This window comes from Parabacteroides sp. AF17-3, assembly GCF_003635445.1.
GTDB classification, from domain to species: domain Bacteria; phylum Bacteroidota; class Bacteroidia; order Bacteroidales; family Tannerellaceae; genus Parabacteroides; species Parabacteroides goldsteinii.
Window position 1 is genome coordinate 238,633 of record NZ_QTMM01000009.1, and the last position, 23,577, is coordinate 262,209.

Consider the following 23,577-nt stretch of genomic DNA (forward strand, 5'->3'; position numbering starts at 1 on the left):
GATATTGTATTGTAATTGTCATTATATTAGTTATATACGACAGAAAGGTGAATGGTGAACGCTTTTTACCCGAATTATATAGGTGTGCTTGTTTGTCTCCCTGATTTATTCCGTCTTGATAGCTTTTGCCGGGTTTGTCCGTGCCGCTTTTCGGATTTGCCAGATCAGGGTGAGCAGGGAAATACCTGCGGTAATCAGGAAAGCAATAGCGAAAATCCACCAGGATAACGGAGCTTTATTGGCAAAGTTTTCCAGATATCTCGTGATTGCCAGCCAGGAAAGAGGAGTGGCTATCAGGAAAGAGAAACCGAGTAGCTTGTAATATTTCCGCAATAACAAATTCATGATGGCTCCTGTCGTTGCCCCGTTCACTTTGCGGATCGCTATCTCTTTGTAACGCTGTTGAATGTCGAAAAGGGAAAGGCTGAATAATCCCATCGAAGAGATCAAGATGGAGACGAGGGTAAAAACGGAATAGATCCGGGCAACCAACCGGTCCTTTTCGTACATGGCACTGATCTCGTCTTCTACAAAAGTGTATTCAAATTCTCCTCCGATAGTCTTGTCATGGAGTTCTTTCAGAAGTTTGATCGCTTCCGACCGGCGTCTGGGGACAATGGATGCCATGAGTTTCCCAGGATAGTATAGTTCATTCTGCACATCTTTGAAAGTCATGATGACGGGAAGATTACGCTGGGAGAGATGCACTACCTGAAATTCGGGAGTAAAACCTTTTACCAGAAGCGAACTGATGCCATTATACGAATCTTTTTCCAGCTCCGTAGGAGGGATTCCTCCTTTACTGAATAATTTTTTAGCCGTTTCATTCATCAGGATTTCTTTTTCGCTCTTCGGAAAGCCGTCTGCGTAAACTGGTATTTGGTATAAATCAAAGAAACTTTTATATAGTTTGACATGAAGTACCTCCTGCCATTCTCCTCCGGGGATGCGCATACTGACCTTATCGTAGTTATCAGTTGGTAATTCATACGGACTTTCTCCATAGGAGAACGACTGGAACAGAGGGGATGCTTTGAGTGTTTCCTGTATGGCGGAGGAAACGCTTTCAGTCTGTTTCTGTTCTTCTTCACCATAGAACATCTTTGAAGAAGGACGTATAAACCAGGCTTTTATAATGTCTTTAGTTCGGTATCCCAGGTCAGCATGCAACATGAAGTGCAGTTGCTTCATAAAGAAGATGGATGATATGATCAGGCAACAAGTGATAACATACTGCACGACCAGAAACAACGAACGGGTAGCCATCTTGTTTTTTCCGGGGGTGACTCCCTGAAGTGAATGGATGGTTTGCCGGAAGCTATAGTTGAAAAATGGATATAACGTAATAATCAGTGGAAGTCCCAGCAAAAGAATAACGGTTAATATCATATTGAAAGAAGAGCCGACGGTGGCAGTGATGCCTAACTGGCTTTCTTGTATCGGCAGGGTGATTTCGATAATCATCCAACTGAGAAAAAGGGAGATGGTTGTCAGTACCAGATTCTCTGCGTATAGCTGGATGAATAATTGTGCGGGTCTTGCCCCGAATACCTTTTTCATTCCCAGTTCCCGGCCTCGTTTAATGATAACGACCGAATTGATATGGATAAAGTTGAACAGTCCGATCAATAAAAGCAAGATCGCAACGAATGAGAGGATTTTCAGGCTGTCCGGGTTTCCCTGGCGAAACGTATTTACTCCTTTGTCGACAGCTTTGTCCATGTATAGTTTATCCAGCGGGATGACCCGGAAAGAGAACGTTTTTTGGGCGGCTTTATGGTTTTCTGCTTTGAGTTTTTCGTTAATGCGATCCGCATCGATACCGGGATAGGCTAAAGCAACACTAAAGTAATTAACCGGCGGCCAACGCCATTGCAATTCTTTAGATATCAACAGGTCGAAGGTCAAAGAACTGGGTGTCTCCGTTTCTCCGATAATTCCCTGGACGGTCAGTATGTTTCCGTTATAGTCGACGTTCTTACCGATCGGATTTTCTTTACCGAACAGTTTCCGGGCGAATCGGTTTGTGATAACGGCTCCTTTAGGGTCGGCCAACAGTTGTGCACGGTTCCCTTCTACCAGCGGAAAATCCAGTATTTGAAGGAAAGCGGTGTTTGTAGCCAATACATGTGCTTTGAATTTGTTCTCATCTACCTGTATTTCGACATTGCTGAGGGAGACAAAGGAGGTTTTTTTCTCTATTTCCGGTATATCCAGGGGATTGATATAGTTCTTTTTCAGGACCACATTATCTGTTGTAAATAAAAGAGGTATCCGTTCACCGCTTTCCCACTGACGTACACTCAGATATATCCGCTCATGGTTGGTATTGAAATGGTCTGTTGTCGCCTCACTATAGACATACCGGCTGATAATGATCACACAGGCCAGGCTTAGCGCCAAGCCAAGGACATTAATAACGGTGTATAAACGGAAACGCATCAGTGAGCGTATGGCTAGTAGGATGATTTTCATATACATTGCTTTTATTGTTTACGATCCCTAAACAGATTGTCTTATTCTGCTTTTATGGCTTCCGCCGGATTGGTCCGTGCCGCTTTCCGTATCTGCCAGATCAAGGTTGCCAGCGATATTCCGGCAGTCAGGAGCAGGGCGACGGCGAATATCCACCAGGAGACGGGTGCTTTGTGGGCGAAGTCCTCCAGATACCGGTTGATTGCCAGCCAGGCGATGGGCGAGGCGATGAGGAAGGCGATGCCTAAAAGTTTGTAATATTTTATCAACAACATCCGCATGACGACGGAGGTAGTGGCACCGTTCACTTTACGGATGGCTATTTCGCGGTACCGTTGTTGCACATCAAACAAAGACAGGCTGAATAATCCCAATGAAGAGATCAGGATGGCGATGAGGGCAAAGACGGAATAGACTACCGTCAGTTGCCGGTCTTTCTGATATAGGGCCTTGTGTTCGTCTTCGATGAACGAATACTCAAAACTACCTCCGAACAACTCTTTATGCAGCTCTTCCAGAAAATGCAGAACCTCCTGCTTGTGTCCGGCTATCGGTATTACCAGAAGTGACTCTTCGGGATTGCTTCTGTGAGGAATAATGATGGGCGGGTTAGTGAATTTACCCCAATGGCCCGGTGTGAAGTCTTTGACAACCCCCAAAATACGATATGGAGGATTGCTGTCCATATCTGTGCCGCTTGAAAACCAGAGCCGTCTTTCCGGTTGTACATCGGTCGATTGGATGTCGGTGATGCCCAATAGCTTTTTCCCCGATTCGGTGAGGTATAAACCGTAACCTAAATCCGGTTCTTCTTTCGGGTCGATTGCTTTGCCTTCTATTACCTCTATATTGAATAGGTTTAGCCAGGAGGGGGCAATAAACGTGAGGGTAAACTCTTTGAACTCTCCGTCGGATACCTTGAATTTGAATCCACCGCTCATTTTGTCTTTGATCGGACTGGGACCATACGTCCACTTTTCAATCAACGGGGAAGCGTCCAAGCGTTGTTGGATGACCTCTCTTAGATGCTTTTTGCGTTCACGCTCTTTCTCCCAGTCTTCCCTGCTGATGTTATTAATTCGTCTTGGTTGAAAGAATCGGGAGGCAATGACATCTTTGATACGGAATCCAGGGTCGGCATCCAGCATGAACTTCAATTGCTTGATAAAGAAGAGCGAGCAGACAATCAGCGTGATGGTGATGATGTATTGGGCCACCAAGAACAGCTTGCGCGACACCACCGACCCCCCGTTGCGGTTGACCGAACGAAGGGAAACGATCGGTGCTTCGCGGCGATACCTTATGAAAGGCATCAAGGTGGTAAACAAAGGAAGCAGGAACAGAATCCCGCCATTGAGCAATAAGTCAAAGGTGCTATTCGTAACGAATGTCAATTCCAATTGATTCTGTACCAGTGGACTGGCCACTTCGATGAACACCCAACCTAGCAGGATGGCAAAAGCCATCATCAGCACATTTTCCAAGTACAATTGGACGAACATCATCAAGCTACCGGCACCGAATACTTTCTTCATCCCCCATTCGCGCCCTCTTTTCAGTATAACCACGGAATAGATGTTGATGAAGTTGAAGATGCCCACTAGGAGTATCATCAACGCTACCATCGACAAGACATAGATATGTGTCGGGTTGCCCAACCGGAAGAAGTGGTTCTCGTAGTTGTTCCTGTTCAGATACACTTCCGACAGGGGATACAATTGGTAGCGGACGCTATATTTCCAATGTTTCATTAACATGAATTGGTTGTATTGTCGGTTGATCTGCCGGTAATCGGCTTGCGGCTGGAGGCGAACCAGATGGTTGCTCATGCGCTGCCAGTCAGACAATTGTTCGGAAATCACCAAATCGAACTCAATACTGCTAGCTGTGGCGGGTACCCCAATCACACCGGTTATAGTTACTGTTTTTCCTATGGACAAGCGTAGTTGTTTGCCTAATGCACTCTCGTTGCCGAATATCTTTCGGGCGAGCATTTCTGTGATGACAGCCTCTTCCGGCTTGGACAATGTGTTAGTACCGACTAACAACGGGTAGCGGGCGATGTGGAAGAAGTTACTGTCGGCAATTAGGGTTTTACCCAGATATTCGTTCTCGTTGTACCAATAGCTTATCTCCTCTTCCTTTCGTATTTTGCTGGCACATTCCACGCCCGGATGTTCAAGCAGGCTATTGAATGTCTTTTCTTTATTGGGATTGGAGATACCGCAATACATGATCTCGCCCGGGTGCTTGTCGTCTTCGCAGATGGTGGTAAACACCCGATCCAGATCGGGGTAAAAGTGGTCGGTCTGCCATTCGCTATACACATAGCGGCTTATGATGATAAAGCAAGTCAGGCTTAAAGCCAAACCTATGATATTTACAAACGTGTACGTCCGGAAACGCAATAAAGGGCGTATGGCCAGTATAAGTAGTTTCATGGTAAATGTATTATTTCAAAATCAATTCTTCCGCGTCGCCAAAAGTGCTGTATCCGGTGACAATAACCTTATCGCCTGCTTGTAATCCGCCGGTGATCTCATACTGCTGCGGGTTCTGTCGGCCGATGCTGATGTTTACTTTGCGGGCTTTTGTCCCGGTCTCGTTCAGCTTATAGATCCATTGGCCGCCGGTCGTCTGGAAGAAGTCGCCGCGCGGGATGACCAGCGCCTCTTCGGGTTGTCCCAGTTCAACCTGTACGCGAAAGCTCTTTCCGATGCGGACATTCTCGGGTGATTCTTCGGTAAAGACAAGATCCACATCGAAGTTACGATCTTTTACTTCCGGTACGACCTTGGTGATGCGTAGCGGATATTTCTTTCCCTGCCAGGTGATGGTGGCGGGAAGGCCTGTCGTGATACGGTCGATATAATATTCGCTGAGTGACGTATGTATTTTGAACTGATCCAGAACCTTGATCTCGGCAATGGCTTCGGTGCTTTGCACCTGCTGGCCCGGAGTTACCTTGACAAAACTGAGTTGTCCTGCCAATGGGGCGCGGACGATCAGGTTCTCCATGCGTTCCTGGGCGCGGTCGTATTTCTTCCGTTCACGTTCCAGGTCATTCTTCATCAACTCACGGCGGAGGATGGTGGCAGCGCTGTCGTGGCGCAGACCTTCCAGTTGCAGGGCGGTGCTTTGCGTTTTATATTCGAATTCATCCCGCTGTACTTCCAGTTGAGCCTTGCTCTTTACACCCATGCGGAACTCCTCTTCATCGAGGGCGAAGCTCTTTTTCAGGCGGTTGAGTTCATAGGTTGTCTGTAATGTTTGTTTTTGCAGGTCCAGGCTTTTCTGTTCCATTTCGATCTCTTTTTCCTGGAAGGAGATCAATTGTTTTTCCCACTCGTCTCGCTGGTCGTCGATGGTACGTATCAGGTCCGGATTGGTCAGGGTAAGGATGGTGTCGCCCTTCTCCATCATCGTTCCTTCTTCAGCTACGATACGTTCGACGCTACCGGCTTCACGTGCGTTTATTTTGATGGTGAGGATGGGTTGAACCACACCTTCCACATCCACATATTCCATGAATTTATCGGCTTGTGCTTCGCCGATGATGAGGTTGTCCGCTTCGGTGCGCAGTTTGCGTCCGCCTGATGCAACGATCGATACATACACCAGAAGGATGACAAAAGCGACACATCCGGCGATATGCCAGCGGTAACGGTAATATACGGGTTTCTTTTCAATAGGTCTGTCCATTATTTATTTCATTAATTGTTCATAATCGAATGTCAGTTCACGGTTCCGTTCGAAGTCGTAGCCGGTCATGCTGCGCAGACCGTAGTACAGGCTCCAATAATTATATAAGGCTGTTATATATTCTCTTCGTGCCCGGTCCTTTTCGCTGATGGAGGCATTGAGGTCGAGGATAGTCGATTTACCCAGCAGGTACAGTTTTTGGGCAACATCGTTCCTGCGTTGGGCGGTCTGGTCGGTTTTTTGTGCGATCATCACTTTATCAGCCTGCAGGTTGAACTGTTTGACCATTTTGATGACATTCAGTTCGAAGTCGTTGCGTGACTGCTCCACCTCGGTATATACTTTGTCGCGGTTGCTGAGGGCAACTTTTACCTTCCCTTTACCGACACCCCAGTCCAGGATCGGGATGCGTATGCCAAGGCTGACTAATTGTTGATCCAAAGGGTCCCGGTAAGCCTCTTTCAGTTTTTCGTTTGTCTGCGTCAAGCCGAATTGCATATAGAGGTCGGCTTTGAAGCCGCGGGATGCTTTTGCCTGTGCTACGGCACTTTCGCTTTCCAACCGGCGGCGCTGGAGGTATTCCGGTTCCGGATTATTCTCGTAAGCCAGCTCGAGCGCTTGCTTTACTTCCACATTGAAACGGGGGATTTCTTCGTTTAAACTGGCGATCAGTTCCGAAGCATTGGTGATACCCAGGTAGCTACGCAATGATTGAATACAGTCGTCTACTTCAATACGCGCGTTCATCATATTAGTCTGTTCGGTCAGGAGGTTCAGTTCCAGTTGTAGCATTTCATTTTCAGTGATCGTCCCGATATTATACCGTCCTTGGGCATATTGATAGAGGGTATCGGCATTTGCGTAATTATATTGTGCGATTTCCCAGTTGGTCTGTGCGGTGGCCAATTGGAAAAACTGTTGGGTTGCCTGTGCAGCGACCAGTTCGAGTGTTTCTGTCAGGTTCTTTTTTGATTCGGTATAACGGAGAGGTTCGATTTTCCGATCCCATTTGAACTGGTTGTATCCGAACAAGTTTTGTTCGTAGCCGAGCACGATGGGAGTGGTGTTATACGAACTTGTCTTTTCCGAAAACAAATCGAGTCTTTGCAAGGCTGTTTTCACGAAAAGGCTTCCTCCGGTGAATGGTATATTCTGATTGATCGTGAGTCCGGCATCCACCATCAACTGGTTGCGGTGTACGAAACTTTCGCCTCCGTCGGGTAAGGTTACCGAACTGATCGACCGGTTCAGTGAAGGACTGGAGGTGAAGGTCAGACTGGGTAGCATGTTTGCACGATAGGAACGCCAGTTCCAGTAAGCCGCCCTGAAAGAATGTCGGGCAGCGATGGCCTGTGGAGATTGTTCCTGGGCCATGCGTACGGTCTCAGATAAGGTGAGGCGTAACGTATCCTGCGAGTAAGCCGGGAAAGCGGCCAGTGCAGCAAGGATTATCGATAATATGTGACTTCTCGTATGTTTCATATATTATTAAAAACAAATAGTATGCCATGTTTTTAATGTCTTGAATATTAGATAGTAAGTAGTGTGTTCGTTTTTGTGGTCAGTGCGTCAGCGCACAAAAAACGTTCGTATTCGCACGCCCTGTTTATTGTTTTAATGCTTATCTTTACCCCCACATATTTAATATACGCATACGATATGAAACAAGGGAAAATACTGATCATCGACGATAATGAAGATGTGCTTTTTGCACTGAATCTGCTGCTGGAACCTTATGTAGAACAAATTCGTGTGACCACACAGCCGGAGCGTATCGAGCATTTTATGGAAAGCTATGTGCCGGATGTGATCCTGCTGGATATGAATTTCCGAAGGGATGCCATTAGCGGGCAGGAAGGTTTTTTCTGGTTGGAGAAGATAAAGAAGGCGGATTCGGATGCCGTTGTCCTTTTTATAACAGCTTATGCCGATACGGAAAAAGCCGTGCGTGCCATCAAAGCCGGTGCGACGGATTTTATCCCTAAACCCTGGGAGAAAGAGAAGTTGCTGGCCACCTTATCTGCCGCCTTGAAACTTCGTGAAAGCCGTACGGAAGTGCGGTCGCTGAAACGCCAGGTAGCGGCTCTGGAGAGTTCGGATGAGGAAGGTTTCGAGATTATCGGTGAGAGTAATGCCATGCAGGAAATCTTTGCAACGATCGAGAAGTTACGTCATACGGATGCCAATATCCTGATCCTGGGGGAGAACGGAACAGGCAAGGATCTTGTTGCCCGTGCCCTGTACCATCATTCGCCGCGTAACGGACAGGTCTTTGTGGGTATCGACCTGGGAAGTATTCCCGAATCGCTTTTTGAAAGTGAACTGTTCGGTTATGAAAAGGGAGCCTTTACGGATGCCCGCCGTGATAAGCCGGGGCGTATGGAGGTGGCAACCGGCGGGACTTTGTTTCTGGACGAGATAGGAAACCTGAGCATGCCGATGCAGGCCAAACTGCTTACTGCGATCGAAAAGCAGCAGATCACCCGGCTGGGGGCTACCCGTCCGGTTTCGATAGATGTCCGCCTGATCTCCGCTACCAATATGAATATTCGTGCAATGGTGGAGGAGGGGACTTTCCGCCAGGACTTGCTTTACCGTATCAACACTATCGAACTGCATATTCCTCCTCTTCGGGAGCGTGGTAATGATATCCAGTTGCTGGCGGATTATTTCCTGATACGCTATGCCCGTAAATATAAGAAAGAGATAAAAGGTTTATCCCGCGAAGCCCGGAGCAAACTGCAAAACTATAACTGGCCGGGGAATGTCAGGGAGTTGCAACATGCCATCGAGCGGGCAGTGATCCTTTCCGACGGATTGATGCTGAAACCGGAGAATTTTATGCTCCAGCCTTCCGTTACCAAAAAGAAAGCGGAACTGGAAGAACTCAACCTCAGCATTCTGGAGAAAGAAGCGATCGAACGTGCTTTGCGGCGTGCCGACGGGAATGTGACCCGTGCCGCCGAGTTGCTTGGTATTACCCGTTTTGCCCTTTATCGGAAATTGGATAAGTTGGGCCTATGAAACGGTATACCATCCTGATAAAGATCGTCCTGATCGTTATATTGTCGCTGACAATTGCGTTCCTGATACTGAAAAGCCTCTATTTCACATCGGTAATGATGAGCGCTATCCTGATCGTATTGGCTTTCTCATTGTATCTGGACCAACGTAAAACGATTCGCCGGATGGAACATCTGATTGCGAATATTCATTACGGAGACCTGAATCTGTCTTTTCCGGTTCCTACTTCCGGAGGGGCGGAAGCCGAGTTGACTCGTTCGATGAATGAGGCCCTGAATGCTTTTCGTTCCCGGCTTTATAATTCGGTGGTGGCGGAGGCTGAGACAGAAGCCTGGCAGAAACTGATCCGCGTATTGACGCATGAGATTATGAACTCGATCGCTCCTATTATTTCCCTGTCGGAAACGGTGACGGAGCGTGCCGCCCTGAATGGTATGAATGAGCGCGATTATGCGATTATGCTGCAAGCGATACAAACGATTCACCGCCGGAGTAAGGGATTGCTCGACTTTGTGGAGAACTACCGCAAACTGACACGTATACCGACTCCTACCATGCAAATATTCCCGATATCTGTTTTATTCAGCGATTTGCAGAAACTGGTCCCGGCTGACGGTATACACGTTGTCTATTCCATCCGCCCGGCAGAATTACGGTTGTATGCAGACCGGAGCATGATCGAGCAGGTTCTGATCAATTTACTGAAAAATGCCGTTGAGGCGTGCTGCGACAGTGAATCCCCTGAGATTCGTGTAGAGGCTTTCCGGCAGGATGGTATGCCTGTGATAACGGTTTCGGATAATGGCAGCGGGATTGTTCCCGAGGCTTTGGATAAAGTTTTTGTTCCTTTCTTTACTACGAAACAAGGAGGATCGGGTATCGGTTTAAGCGTTTGCCGTCAGATATTGAATCGTCATGGGGGAAATATAACCGTTACTTCGGAAATGGAGAAAGGGACGGTGTTCACCCTGCAATTTCCGGGTACACGTTCCATATAACAATAGTCTACAAAAGCTCTGTTATCTTCTTTTTCAGATCGTTGGGTTTGATCGGTTTGGCTACGTAGTCGCTGAATCCGCTCTGTTTCACCCGTTGTTCGTCTTCGGCAAAGGCAAAAGCGGTCACGGCGATGATGGGGATAACGGTATTATCTTTGCGTATCTCTTTCGTAGCCTGGTATCCGTCCATAAGCGGCATTTTTAGATCCATGAGGATCATGTCCGGATGATATTTTCTGTATAAGTCTATTGCTTCCTGACCGTTCCAGGCATGTACCAGGTTGTATTCCTTGAGGATTGCTTTTATATACGTGTAGTTGCTTTCGTTGTCTTCGGCAATCAGTAAGGTTGACTTTTTATTGTTATTCTCAGTAAAGGCATTATTCTGTATTTCTATTTGTACAGGTTCTGCCGCAGCAACGTGCGATTCTTCAATAACCGTATCGGGTAGGGTGAACCAGAAAGTCGAACCTTGCCCCAGTTCAGATTCCACGCCGATCTCTCCTCCCAGCTTCTGTACGATCATCTGGCTGATAGACAGTCCGAGCCCGGTTCCCTGAGCGAAACTGTCTAACTTGACAAAGCGCTGGAAAACGCTGTCTTTGATCTTTTTATCGATACCGCATCCTGTATCGGAGACAAAGAATAGTAATTTGCCGTCCTTATGTTTATAGCCGAAACGTATTTCGCCTTCTTTGGTGAACTTGATGGCATTGTTAATAAAGTTGGTTATTACCTGCGACAGGCGGTTCTTGTCTGTCCGGATGATGCAATGGGACATCTTTTCGACAAATGAAACCTGTACGCCTTCTGCCGCTTTCAGGCGGGAGGTCTGCTCTATATCACATAATAACTGATTGATATCGACATCTGAATAAACAAATTCGAGCGTATTGGCTTCGATCTTGGACAGGTCCAGAATATCATTGATCAATTGCAACAGGAGTTCATTATTGTTATTGATAATATTGATGTATTCTTCGCGTTCCTCTAATTCTTCGGTCATGGCAAGCAGGCCGGAGAAACCGACAATCGCATTAAGTGGCGTACGTATCTCATGGCTCATATTTGCAAGGAAGGCCGATTTCAGGTGATCCGATTCTTCCGCTTTTTCCTTAGCCAGTCTCAATTCGTTCTCAGCTAGTTTCTGCTTGGTGACATTTTCTTTCTTGAATACTACACCCAAAAGATTTTCCTTTGCATCGAGTATGGGGTTGGCAAATACATGTGTATATTCACCTGGGGCACATTGCTTGACAAGCTCGAAAGGCTTCCGGCTTTCCATGGCGGAAATCAGTGCACATTCATCGCAAAATGGTTTTTGCCCGTCTTTAACCAGGCAACAGTTTCTAGGACCATATTGTGGCGCGCATGGCATCTTTATCTGATTCTCCCATTTGACCGAATAATCCGGTTTGATGAAACGGATAGAAGACTGTATGTTATTCATAATAATAACATTGTCTTTCTGCAAATCCATCAGTTCGTCTTTCAACCGGTTGGTTCTGAACAGGAAGAACAGGATCATTATCAGGAAAAGTAACAATACGCATGCAACGATCAGCAGGATCTCAAATCTGTATTTGATAAACAGATTCCCCTCCACATTGATCAGCGTGGAATCGGCAGGCAGACGGTCTCTTTCTATATTGAACTCTCTTAGTTTTTTGGCATCGAAAGTATATCCGTTGGGAATACTTACTGCCTTCATCTCTTTTTGGAGTACTTTCTTTGTTTGGATATCGATAGCCTGTTTGGCAAGATCTTTACCGATGGAACGGTATTTAGGCATGTAACCGCCTATTGCCCAATGGCTAAGCCCGATAGAAGTCAGTGTGATAGCCGGAAGATTCGGGTTGCCTGCCATCATGGTGTAGGTTGCGTTACCTACATAATACCCGTCGTTTACATCTACACGCCAGGTTCCCAGTAGGATTACGGTTTCCTTTGGAAGTTTCTTTATTTGTTCGACAATGGTGTAGATATTATTTTTCCGGCCGTCCAGCAGTATGAGATTCTGGTCCGGGAACTTCTTCATTTCCTTTTTTACCAGTGCTTGCAAGGAGATACCTCCGTAGCTGTTATCCGTTATTAAAGCAAAATGCTTTGTTGTGGGATAAAGATTCAAAGCCAGTTCTATATTCTTTTTTATATCATAATTATAGATAAAACCAGATAGATAGAATCCGTTGTCTATGTAACTTTGGATATCGATACTCTCCGGGTCCCAGTCTGCCATTACGGTATTGGAGTCCGGCAGAATAACTGCATTTCGGCTAACCATTCCACACAGGATTGGAATATCTTTTAGGATCGGTTCATCCTGCGACAGGTAAGAAGACCATCCTTCCTGGCCTAGAATGACTATGGCCTGCGGAGTGTTCTCGTTGTTATATTTTTTTAGCAAGGTTGCCATTTTTCCTTTCCATAAAGGAGCCTCCGGCAAACTTTTACAGTTCATGTTTTCTATGATGACCGGAGCTGTACCTCCCAGACGTTTGTACTCCTCCATGAATTCGGAGATATTTTGTGTGGTATTACGGGTATCCGGGTTATAGGAACTGATAATAAGGATCGGATGGGTATCTTCGGCATGAACAGGAACGACCATAATGAGACATACAAGTATAAGTAGTATTTGTATGTGGCATATAATATTTCTTAGAATCACTTTCAACATTGATATCTTCTCTGTTACTGTCCGTTTCCCGGCTACAAAAATAGGAATTATTTGTGATCTATGTAGAACTATGGTCAATAAAAACAGAAGAAAATCAAGGGTGTTATATTTCTATCATGATTCCTATACTGGGCAACATCGTTCCTGTCATGCGTTCTACCGGTTTCAATTCATATCGTTGTTCTCCTTTAGGGGCATCGGGGTTCAGTATTTTACCTGTTTTTATATAGACGTCCTGTTCTTTGTACTTCGAATTAAGTACGTTCTGAAGATCGATATAGAACCCGAGCATTACTTTTTTCAGATAAAATGTTTTATCTATGCGCAGGTCCAGCTGGGTGAATGGTTTCAGGCGTTCGCTGTTGAAACGGCTGTAGTCGTAATAGAGACTGCCGCTGGCATCCCAGGCTTCCACATAACTGCTTTTCTCCACATCGTAAGGCGTGTATGGCGCGCCGCCTACTACCCGGAGTTTGGCGCCTATGTCCCAGTTTTTGGGGAGTGAATAGGTGCCGCTGAAGGTGAACAGATGTTTGTTATCCCAGGCGGAAGGTAGGTAGATGCCTGTATTTCTTCCGTCTTTATATTCACTGCGTACATAGGTGTAGGAAGCGATGAAAGTGAGTCCTTTGTAATTATACCAGCGTCCCATCAGTTCCATACCGTAGGCACGTCCGGTAGCGGTGGATGTAACGGCTTCATTTCCCAGAACACCGTAGTCGGTTCCTTTCGAGGCCAAAGGAATGCTGTCGATGACCGACATCGGATAGCGGTTATAATGTTTGTAGAACCCTTCGGCTGTGAATTTAAGGAAAGAGGAGGGACGATATTCCAGTCCCAGTCCGGCCTGGTCGCTGCGGATATATTGAAGGGCGTTTCCCTTGTTGACATAATTCCCGTCGTTGTCCTTAAACCCCATAACGGTGTACGGAGGTAACTCATAGTAACGCCCGGCGTTGGCATTCAGGTAGATATCGCCGGCTATCCGGTAAGACAATGAAAGGCGTGGCGACAATTGGTCAAGCATATTCTTCATTTTAGAAGAATAATTGTTGGCGTCGGCACGAAGTCCCAGCGAGGCGGTAAAACGCTCATTGTCGCTTTCGTAGATGGCGGTGGCATACAATCCCCATTTCCAGATTCCCAGGTCGGTCTGATAGGTGATCTCACGGGGAATAGTGGTAAATTGTTTCTGGAATGTATGGTTTGTATACTCCGAATAATCGATGTTGCCACCTGCCTGGAGTTGTATGTAAGGGAGGCGGAAGATATTTTCGCTACGGAGTTTGTTCTCTATCTCGTCCGAGCGATAATTGAGCGTAAGATTTTCCGGCATGCTTTCGTCGTTATCCCGGTATTTGATGTTTTTGTTGTTCATCTGGCTACGGCTGACGATAACTGAATAGATGTTTTTCCCGGTATAATGCTTGTAGACGGCTCCCAGGGTATAGGTCTTTTGTTTTACAACCGGCAGGTAAGCCAGGATATATTGGTTCTTTTCGCTCATATCTTTCATCCCAGTATTCAGTTTCATATCATCTATGGCTCCTAATCCGAGAAAAGTGAGTTCGTTTTTCTTGTTGAAAGCATGTTTGATCTTGAATTGGGCATCGGTGAAAGTCGGTAGGAACGGCAGTCCGATCATATCGAACAGAAATTGCAGATATGAACGCCTGACAGAGACCTGGTAGGTTGTTTTGTCGCCCATCGGTCCGTTAACCGACAGTCCGACATCGGAGGCTCCGACCACCCCGCGCAGGGAAAACTTTTCTTTATTCCCGTCCTGTAGTTTGAAATCCAGCACGGAGCTTAATGCATTCCCTCTGGCAGCGGGAAATGCTGCCGAATAGAAGTTTACTTCGCGTATGAAATCAGGATTAATGATTCCGACCGGTCCGCCCGAAGCGCCTTGTGTAGAAAAGTGATTGATATTCGGAATTTCTACTCCATCCAGGAAGAAACGGTTCTCGGAAGGACCGCCGCCTCTTACCATCAGGTCGTTCCGGAATGCAGCCGTGGAAGCAACTCCGGGAAAAGATTGTACGACACGCGATATATCACGGTTACCTCCGGCACTCTTTTCTATCTCTTTGAAGCCTATAACGCGCAGTCCGAGCGGACTTTCGGCTGTTTTACGAAACGGAGAAGCTACAACACTGACTTCTTGCAGGTTTTCGCTACCCGGCTCCAACTCGATCGGAAAAAAGATATCTTTATTGGCAACGCGGAACTCGGCGGTTACTTCCGGCTTATATCCCAGGAAGGAGGCCTGAAGACGATAACTGCCGGGGGCGACTCCGGTGATCTCGAAATTACCGACGGAATCGGTTGCTGTTCCTTGTGTTGTGTTCCAGATCACCACTGTTGCGTAAGGCACCGGTTCACCACTTGCAGCTTCCTTTACGATCCCTTTTATGGAATAGCTTTTCTGGGCCTGCATGAACTGGATGCAGGCAATAAATAATACCAGGAAGATATATGCTCTTTTATACATCGCTATCGGTTTTTTGGCAAAGATACTATAATATTAGGGAAGGATTGGTTCTAATAGGATATGAACTGTAATTATTGCATCATTACCGGGCGCATATTAGGATTCCCCAAGTTCTTATCCGGTGAAGGATGGAAATATCATATATTATGATACTGCATTTTCATATATTATGCGAATTAAGTATTATAATATATGAGAAAGTAATATCACAATATATGATACTAATGTTCTCAGTATAGGGGTGACTTTGCCTGAAATAGGGTTAATGTATGTCTCTGCCTTACTCTGTTTAATTTTCCTTACCTTTGCAGTCAAATGCAAGTATAGTAGTGCAGAATCAGATGAAACGGGAATTACAGCAGACGGCTGACGGTAGCCATACATTATTTATACCGGAGATGGATGAACATTACCATTCGGTAAACGGGGCGGTACAGGAATCGCGCCATGTATTTATTGAAGCCGGATTGCATCATCAGGCAAAAAAGAATATCACTGTTTTTGAGATTGGTTTTGGGACAGGGTTGAATGCTTTCCTTACTTTATTGGATGCAGAAGAGAATAATCGCTCTGTGAACTATTATTCCATAGAACTTTATCCGCTTGGAGCCGAACTGGTCCGGGCGCTGAATTACGGCGACGTGATTTGTCCTGAAAAGAAAGAATGGTTTGAGGCCCTGCATGTTGCCACCTGGAATGAAGCTGTAAGAATAACCGATCGTTTCACTTTGCATAAAATACAGGGAGATAGTAATCACTGTGAATTGCCGGAAGAAATAGACCTTGTTTATTTCGATGCTTTTGCTCCGGATAAGCAACCGGAAATGTGGAGTCAGGAGATATTCGATAAATTATATGCGCATATGGCGGAAGGAGGAATCCTTACCACCTATTGTGCCAAAGGAGTAGTCCGCCGTATGATGCAGAAGGCCGGGTATTCCGTTGAAAGAATACCCGGCCCTCCGGGAAAACGCGAAATGCTCCGCGCTATAAAGTCTTCATTATAGAAGTGCGTCGATTTTAGCTACGAAAGCTGATTTCTGTGCTGCACCTACCTGTTTGTCTACTAATTTCCCGTCTTTAAAGAAAAGAACGGTCGGAATATTGCGGATACCGAACTGGGCAACGACATCGTTGTTGTTGTCTACGTCCATTTTACCGATTGTAACCTTACCTTCGTATTCGGTAGCCAGTTCGTCGATGATCGGACTTACCATGCGGCAGGGGCCACACCATTCAGCCCAAAAGTCAAGGACCATAGGCTTGCCTGCGTTTACTAACTCTTCAAAATTTGCATCTGTAACTTCTAGTGCCATAATTATATATCTAATTTAAATTGTTCCCTTTTGAGGTGCCAAAAGTAGTAATTCTTTCCACACCGTACAACTTTACCCGTTAATTTTGAAATCAATAGTTGAATTCTCCTGCAGGAACTCAATCAGCTTGCCTGTTACGTTTAACCGGATATTCTGTGAGAAGAAATTTTGTGAAATATTATGTTCGCCATCTACCACTTTGAAATATAACAAGCTCTGTCCCGGATTGTTTTTGATGAGCACAGATAATTCATTGACTGTAGGCTCGTCGAGATCGTGGATCGGCAGAGTGATACTGATTTTTTCGATCAGCTTATCCTTTTCGTCCTGCAACAGGCGGATGGAACCGATATTGAAATCGAGTTCGTTTTCGTTCCAACGGCGAGGCTCTACGCGGGCTGTGATGAGCAGGTACATACCGGGTTTGCAATATTTGCTGTATTCGATATAGTTATTACCGAACAAAGCGATCTCTCCACTGCCGGTGAAATCTTCTATTTTAACTACTCCGTAAGGCTTTCCTGTCTTGGTCATTCCCTCACGGAAATCGGTTACGATTCCGCCTAACAACATTTCGCGCCCTTTCAGGCTTTCCCGGTCGTTGATCTCTGCCATGCCCGTATTGCATACGTATGTCAGAACGATACGATATTCATCCAGCGGATGGGCGGAGAGGTAAATACCTATCAGTTCCTTTTCTTTATTCAGGCGTTCCAGATCACTCCAACGCTGGCAAACCGGAATTTCGGGTTTGGCGATGGCTACAAGCAGGTCATCGCCGCCGAACAGAGAGTTGGCTGCTGAGTTTTTATCCATCTGGAACTTATTACCATAACGCACCAGCGTATCCAGAAAGACTTCGCCTTTGCCTGTTTCTGCAAAGAACTGTTCGCGCTGGATACCGAAATTATCGAAGGCACCGGCCAACGCAAGCGATTCGATATTTTTCTTATTACATGCTGTCAGGTTGACGCGTTCCACAAAGTCGAAGATATTTTTATACGGACCGTTTTTCTTCCGTTCCTCGATGATATTCAATACGGCCGATTCACCTACGCCTTTCACGGCGCCTAGCCCGAAACGGATGTTCTTGTTTTTATCTACGCTGAACTTCAGGATGGATTCGTTGACGTCCGGTCCTAATACCTGCATACCCATTGCTTTGCATTCGTCCATAAACTTCGTGATATCGACGATGTTGGACAAACTTCGGCTCAGAACGGCTGCCATATATTCGGACGGATAGTTCGCTTTCAGGAAGGCCGTCTGATAAGCAACCCACGAATAGCAGGTGGCGTGGCTCTTGTTGAAGGCGTAGGAAGCAAACTTTTCCCAGTCGGACCAAATCTTTTCAAGCGTTTTTGCCTCGTATCCATTATCCTGTCCACCTTTCATGAACTTCGATTTCAGGTGGTTCATCTTGTCGATCAACTTCTTACCCATCGCCTTACGCAGAGCGTCACTCTCACCACGGGTAAAGTTTGCCAGCAAACGCGACAGAAGCATGACCTGTTCCTGGTAGACGGTAATACCGTAAGTGTCTTTCAGGTATTTCTCCATGACCGGTATATCATATTCGATCGGCTTGCGTCCGTGTTTACGGTCGATAAAGTCGGGGATATAATCCATTGGTCCCGGACGATACAGGGCATTCATGGCGATCAGGTCTTCGAATTTGGAGGGTTGAAGCTCCTTCAGGTATTTTTGCATACCTGCCGATTCAAACTGGAATGTACCGGTCGTTTTACCGTCGCAATATAATTTATAGGTTGCCGGATCTTCCAGGCTGATATGGTCGATATCGAGTTCGTGTCCGGTAGTCAGGCGGATGTTTTCAATAGCCTCTTTGATGATGGACAACGTTTTCAGTCCCAAAAAGTCCATTTTGATCAATCCGGTTTCTTCGATCACCGAACCTTCGTATTGAGTAACCAGCATTTCCTCGCCGGTTTCTTTATCTTTTGCCGTACTGACAGGCACGACGTCCGAAATATCATATCGTCCGATAATGACACCACAGGCATGTACACCGGTGTTACGCACGTTGCCTTCCAGCATTTGTGCATATTTTAATGTATCGCGTGCCAACGGATCGTTACCGGTCGCTGCTTCTTTCAGTTCAGGAACGTAGTTGATCGCATCTTTCAGTTTGAACTTCTTCATATCCGGTATCTTATCCGGTACCAGCTTAGCCAGACGGTTTGATTCGGAAAGCGGAAGTTTCTGTACACGGGCAACGTCCTTGATGGCCGATTTGGTAGCCATTGTACCGTAGGTAATAATATGTGCCACACGGTCAGCTCCGTATTTTTCCGTTACCCAACGCAATACTTCGCCACGACCGTCATCGTCGAAGTCGGTATCGATATCGGGGAGGGAGATACGGTCCGGATTCAGGAAACGTTCGAACAGCAGGTCATACTTAATCGGGTCGATCTTGGTGATTCCCAGGCAGTATGCAACTGCCGATCCGGCAGCCGATCCACGTCCCGGTCCCACCGATACGCCCAATTCTTCGCGGGCAGCGGCGATAAAGTCTTGCACGATAAGGAAGTATCCGGGAAAACCCATTGTTTTCATGATGTGTAACTCAAAGTCCAGACGTTCCCTGACTTCATCATTCAGGTTGTCTCCGTAACAAACCTTTGCACCGTCGTATGTCAGTTTTCTCAGGTAGTCGGCTTCCAGCTTGATACGGTATAATTTATCGTATCCGCCGAGTTTCTTTATTTTGTCTTTGGCATCTTCTTCGCTTAATACTACGTTGCCGTTTTCATCACGGGTGAACTCTTCGAACAAGTCCTGTTCCGAGAATTTTTCGCGATACGACTCTTCTGTCCCGAAATCTTCAGGGATGGCGAAGGTTGGCATGATAGGACCACTGTCGATGGAGTAGAAATCTACTTTGTCTGCTATTTCAAGCGTGTTGCTGAGTGCTTCCGGGATGTCTGCAAAGATGGCATTCATCTCGGCTGTCGTTTTCATCCATTCCTGCTTGGAATAACGCATACGTGTCGGGTCGTCCAGATCCTTTCCGGTACTGAGGCAGATCAGGCGGTCGTGTGCTTCGGCATCTTCCTGATTAACGAAATGGACGTCGTTGGTAGCGATCAGCTTGACATTATGTTTGCGGGCGAGTTCGATCAGGACCTTGTTCACTTCCTGCTGTTTGGGATACGTGGTGCAATCGGCGTTCGGGTCGTGTGTTTCGTGCCGTTGCATTTCCAGGTAATAATCTTCTCCGAACAGTTTTTTGAACCACAGGATGGATTCTTCTGCTTTATCTATCCGATCATGCATAATATGCTGCGGTATTTCGCCACCCAAACAAGCGGAACAGACAATCAGGTCTTCGTGATATTTCTCCAGTAATTCATGGTCGATACGCGGACGGCCGTAAAAACCTTCTGTCCAAGAGATGGAAACCATCTTGATCAGGTTTTTGTAGCCTTTTAGGTTTTTAGCCAGTATGATCAGGTGGTAACCGCTACGGTCTTCCTTCGCTGTTTTGTTATGCCTTCCGTTGCGGGCGCAATAGCACTCGCAGCCGATAATCGGTTTGAATATCTTTTTCTTTTCTGCTTCTATCAGAGACGGAATCTCCTGCAGGCGTGCCTGCTCTTCGGTGGAAAGAGCTTCTTTCCCTTTGAGGGCTTTCTGTTCTTTTTCCAGGTCTTTGATGGCTCCAAGCGGTTTCCCGTTCTTCTTGGAGACCTTGTTGAAGAACTCCTTTATACCGAACATATTACCGTGATCGGTAACAGCAATGGCGTTCATGCCGTCTTTTTGTGCCTTGTCAATCAGTGCATCGATCGAGGCTTGTCCGTCCAGCAGCGAGTACTGGGTGTGGACGTGTAGATGTATAAATGGTTCCATATATAATTGAAAAAGCTTTTATATTTTATCAAACAAAGGTACAGCTTTTGTTTGAATAATGTGAATGTTTAGAAATCTGTTTATGAGGGTATCCTCTAAAATAAAATACCATACAGGAAAACATCTGTTAAAATCATAGAATAAGTATCATCATTAGAAAAAAAAACTATCTTTGCTCATGGAAAAGAGGATATAATATGAAAAAGATAGGATTGGTAATAATATTAGTGATGTTGATGATTGTGCCGGCTACAGCACAGATCACTTGGGGTGTGCGTGGTGGCTTGGCTTATTCGTCGCTGGTGCAGAAAATAGACAACAATTATCAATCGGGCGCCCGTTTCGGATTTAGTGTAGCGGGACTGGCTCAGATACCTTTATATAAAAGATTGTCGCTTCAGCCGGAAGTCGCTTTTGTGCATCAGGGTGGTAATTACCTGTCAAAAATCTCAGAAGGAGACGGTACGGATTTAGCTTATCCGAAAACAAAATGTAACTATTATTCTATTCTTGTGCCTGTAAATCTGGTATATACCTTTCAGTTTACCGATGTTTATTTCAGTGTGATGGCCGGTCCGGCTGTCGATTTCTCTCTGTTTGGAAAAATGCGTACTAAGAATGTGGATAGCGATATCGTTTTCGGACAGTCAGGCGAAGCCGATCTTAAAACTTTCGACTTGGGGGTAAACCTTGGGTTACAGGTAGAATATTCGAATTTCTTCTTCTCCGTATCTGCCCTGTGCGGAACACTCGACCGCCGTACCACCAAACACGACGGCGAATCATCCCTTTATCAGAATAATGTAACATTCTCGTTGGGGTATTATTTCCGCCGGTAAATTTTTTCAATTAAAATAGGAATTAGGGAAAAGCATAACTCTCCGGCTATTCCCTTTTGTTGTATATCTTCTGCTCATAATCGTTTGGATGCGAAAAAGATGTACAAATGTTTTGTATTTCGAAGAAAAGCCGTACCTTTGCAAGCCGAATATTATCAAATTGTACTAAGAGTTTAGTTTCTAGCACATTATTGCGTCAAGTGTCCGTAGTGATAATGATAGCGAAAAACTAGGCGCTTGTTTTTTAGAGTTATTAATTAATTAATTTATTAAGCAGTGGATACTTTAAGTTTTAAGACCATTTCTGCAAACAAAGCAACTGTAAACAAAGAGTGGGTCATCGTTGACGCTGATGGACAGACTTTGGGACGCCTTTGTGCAAAAGTAGCAAAGCTTTTGCGCGGCAAGTACAAACCCAACTTCACTCCTCATGTTGATTGTGGTGATAATGTAATCATTATCAATGCAGATAAAATCGTTCTGACAGGAAACAAATGGAACGATCGTATTTATTTGAGATATACCGGATATCCCGGTGGACAGATCGAGTACACACCTAACGACTTGATGAAGAAAGGTGCCAGCCATCTGTTCAGAAAAGTAGTAAAGGGTATGTTGCCTAAAAACCGTCTGGGTGCTAAGTTACTTGCTAACTTATATGTATATGAAGGAACAGAGCACAAACACGAAGCTCAACAGCCTAAGTCAATCGATATAAACTCACTTAAATAATAACTATGGAAGTAGTAAATGCAATAGGAAGACGTAAAGCAGCAGTTGCTCGCGTATTCGTTAGCGAAGGAACGGGAAAGATAACTATCAACAAACGTGATCTTGCAAATTACTTTCCTTCTACAATCCTTCAGTTCATTGTTAAGCAGCCGCTTGCAAAGCTGAATGTTGAAGAACAATATGATATCAAGATCAACCTTGATGGTGGTGGATTCAAAGGTCAGTCAGAAGCTGCACGTTTGGCTATCGCTCGTGCTTTGATCAAGATTAATCCGGAAGATAAGTCTGCCTTGAGAGCAGAAGGATTCGTAACTCGCGATCCTCGTTCTGTTGAACGTAAGAAACCGGGTCAGCCAAAAGCTCGTAAGAGATTCCAGTTCAGCAAACGTTAATGTTATTTGTGAGTTTCTTACAAGGACAAAGCGTTTAGTATCTAAATTGTCGGGATTTCTTTTGCATGCAGACATGCCGGGGAACTACCTGATAGTTGAAAATTAAACAGAAAGTAAACGATTTAAAAAGAAAAAAATGTCAAGAGTTAATTTTGATCAGTTATTAGAAGCTGGTGTACACTTCGGACACTTAAAAAGAAAGTGGAATCCCGCTATGGCTCCTTATATCTTTATGGAGCGCAATGGTATTCATATCATTGATTTATATAAAACAGTTGCTAAAGTAGACGAAGCAGCAGAAGTAATGAAAAACCTGGCAAAACAGGGCAAGAAAGTACTTTTCGTTGCTACTAAAAAACAAGCAAAACAAGTTGTCGCTGATAAGGCTGCTTCAGTAGGTATGCCTTACGTTATCGAACGCTGGCCGGGTGGTATGTTGACTAACTTCCCGACTATCCGTAAAGCCATCAAAAAGATGACTACTATCGATAAGATGACAAAAGACGGTACATTTGATAACCTGTCAAAAAGAGAAAAACTTCAGATCACTCGTCAGCGTGCTAAGCTGGAAAAGACATTAGGTTCTATCGTAGACCTGACTCGTCTTCCGTCTGCTTTGTTCGTTGTTGACGTGATGAAAGAACATATCGCAGTTCGCGAAGCCAACCGTCTGGGTATCCCTGTTTTCGGTATGGTTGATACTAACTCAAACCCGAACAACATCGACTACGTGATCCCGGCTAACGACGACGCTACTAAATCAGTAGAAGTTATCTTAGGCGCTATCTGCGAAGCTATGAACGAAGGTTTGCAGGAACGCAAAGCTGAAAAGATCGATACAGAAGCAGCAGGTGAAGGCGAAGGCGCTAAAAGAGAACGCAAAGCTAAAGCTGCTGTAAAGAAAGAACGTACTAAGAAGGAAGACGAAGAAGCTTTGAACGCTAAAGTTGCCGACAAGTACGCTAAGGATATCGAAGAATAATTCAGTTGACAATTGCCGGTTGACAATTGACAATTAGAATATAAATACAATGGGCAATTGGCTTTTG

At 45.4% G+C, this 23,577-nt stretch carries 15 protein-coding genes; 7 read left to right on the plus strand and 8 right to left on the minus strand.

Going from position 1 to position 23,577, the window contains the following annotated elements:
* Window positions 1-105: 105 nt before the first annotated feature.
* The 4 genes from DWW91_RS13955 to DWW91_RS13970 are packed head-to-tail and all read right to left on the minus strand — an operon-like array spanning window position 106 to window position 7,659.
* On the minus strand, window positions 106-2,475 hold the full coding sequence (locus DWW91_RS13955) for an ABC transporter permease (protein ID WP_233584489.1): 2,370 nt from the start codon (window positions 2,473-2,475) through the stop codon (window positions 106-108).
* A 41-nt stretch (window positions 2,476-2,516) separates the two neighbouring features.
* Window positions 2,517-4,916 carry an ABC transporter permease gene (locus DWW91_RS13960; protein ID WP_122328076.1) on the minus strand — a complete coding sequence of 800 codons (2,400 nt, stop codon included), beginning with the start codon at window positions 4,914-4,916 and terminating at the stop codon, window positions 2,517-2,519.
* 10 nt (window positions 4,917-4,926) lie between these two features.
* Complete coding sequence (locus tag DWW91_RS13965; RefSeq protein ID WP_007655353.1) at window positions 4,927-6,177, minus strand: efflux RND transporter periplasmic adaptor subunit; 1,251 nt, start codon at window positions 6,175-6,177, stop codon at window positions 4,927-4,929.
* Window positions 6,178-6,180: 3 nt separating this feature from the next.
* On the minus strand, window positions 6,181-7,659 hold the full coding sequence (locus DWW91_RS13970) for a TolC family protein (RefSeq protein ID WP_046145508.1): 1,479 nt from the start codon (window positions 7,657-7,659) through the stop codon (window positions 6,181-6,183).
* 177 nt (window positions 7,660-7,836) lie between these two features.
* On the opposite strand from DWW91_RS13970, the gene DWW91_RS13975 reads away from it, so the two are divergent.
* Together DWW91_RS13975 and DWW91_RS13980 are read left to right on the plus strand one after the other, a co-directional pair.
* On the plus strand, window positions 7,837-9,201 hold the full coding sequence (locus tag DWW91_RS13975; RefSeq protein ID WP_122328093.1) for a sigma-54 dependent transcriptional regulator: 1,365 nt from the start codon (window positions 7,837-7,839) through the stop codon (window positions 9,199-9,201).
* Complete coding sequence (locus tag DWW91_RS13980) at window positions 9,198-10,199, plus strand: PAS domain-containing sensor histidine kinase (RefSeq protein WP_007655350.1); 1,002 nt, start codon at window positions 9,198-9,200, stop codon at window positions 10,197-10,199. The genes DWW91_RS13975 and DWW91_RS13980 overlap by 4 nt, the downstream gene beginning before the upstream one ends.
* Window positions 10,200-10,206: 7 nt before the next feature.
* Here the strand turns inward: DWW91_RS13980 and DWW91_RS13985 are convergent, their stop codons facing one another.
* On the minus strand, window positions 10,207-12,879 hold the full coding sequence (locus DWW91_RS13985; protein ID WP_122328077.1) for an ATP-binding protein: 2,673 nt from the start codon (window positions 12,877-12,879) through the stop codon (window positions 10,207-10,209).
* Window positions 12,880-12,982: 103 nt separating this feature from the next.
* Window positions 12,983-15,319, minus strand: coding sequence for a carboxypeptidase-like regulatory domain-containing protein (locus DWW91_RS13990; protein ID WP_370449582.1), 2,337 nt, complete (start codon window positions 15,317-15,319; stop codon window positions 12,983-12,985).
* 395 nt (window positions 15,320-15,714) lie between these two features.
* Between DWW91_RS13990 and mnmD the strand changes: the two genes are divergently transcribed.
* The gene (gene mnmD, locus DWW91_RS13995; protein ID WP_173012308.1) at window positions 15,715-16,380 is read left to right on the plus strand and encodes a tRNA (5-methylaminomethyl-2-thiouridine)(34)-methyltransferase MnmD; all 666 of its coding nucleotides are present in this window, start codon (window positions 15,715-15,717) and stop codon (window positions 16,378-16,380) included.
* Here mnmD and trxA read toward each other — a convergent pair.
* Window positions 16,375-16,689, minus strand: coding sequence for a thioredoxin (gene trxA / locus DWW91_RS14000; protein ID WP_007655346.1), 315 nt, complete (start codon window positions 16,687-16,689; stop codon window positions 16,375-16,377). The two genes, mnmD and trxA, sit on opposite strands and share 6 nt — an antisense overlap.
* A 72-nt stretch (window positions 16,690-16,761) precedes the next feature.
* Window positions 16,762-20,565, minus strand: a complete 3,804-nt coding sequence (gene dnaE / locus DWW91_RS14005; protein ID WP_010801691.1) for a DNA polymerase III subunit alpha — start codon at window positions 20,563-20,565, stop codon at window positions 16,762-16,764.
* 197 nt (window positions 20,566-20,762) lie between these two features.
* Here dnaE and DWW91_RS14010 point away from each other — a divergent pair, with 197 nt between their 5' ends.
* The 4 genes from DWW91_RS14010 to rpsB all read left to right on the plus strand — a co-directional run bounded on the left by DWW91_RS14010 (window position 20,763) and on the right by rpsB (window position 23,510).
* Complete coding sequence (locus DWW91_RS14010) at window positions 20,763-21,404, plus strand: porin family protein (protein ID WP_007655344.1); 642 nt, start codon at window positions 20,763-20,765, stop codon at window positions 21,402-21,404.
* 276 nt (window positions 21,405-21,680) lie between these two features.
* Window positions 21,681-22,136, plus strand: coding sequence for a 50S ribosomal protein L13 (gene rplM, locus DWW91_RS14015; protein ID WP_007655343.1), 456 nt, complete (start codon window positions 21,681-21,683; stop codon window positions 22,134-22,136).
* Between the two features lie 5 nt (window positions 22,137-22,141).
* Window positions 22,142-22,528, plus strand: coding sequence for a 30S ribosomal protein S9 (gene rpsI, locus DWW91_RS14020; RefSeq protein ID WP_007655341.1), 387 nt, complete (start codon window positions 22,142-22,144; stop codon window positions 22,526-22,528).
* 136 nt (window positions 22,529-22,664) lie between these two features.
* On the plus strand, window positions 22,665-23,510 hold the full coding sequence (rpsB, locus tag DWW91_RS14025; RefSeq protein ID WP_007655339.1) for a 30S ribosomal protein S2: 846 nt from the start codon (window positions 22,665-22,667) through the stop codon (window positions 23,508-23,510).
* The last annotated feature ends 67 nt before the right edge of the window (window positions 23,511-23,577 follow it).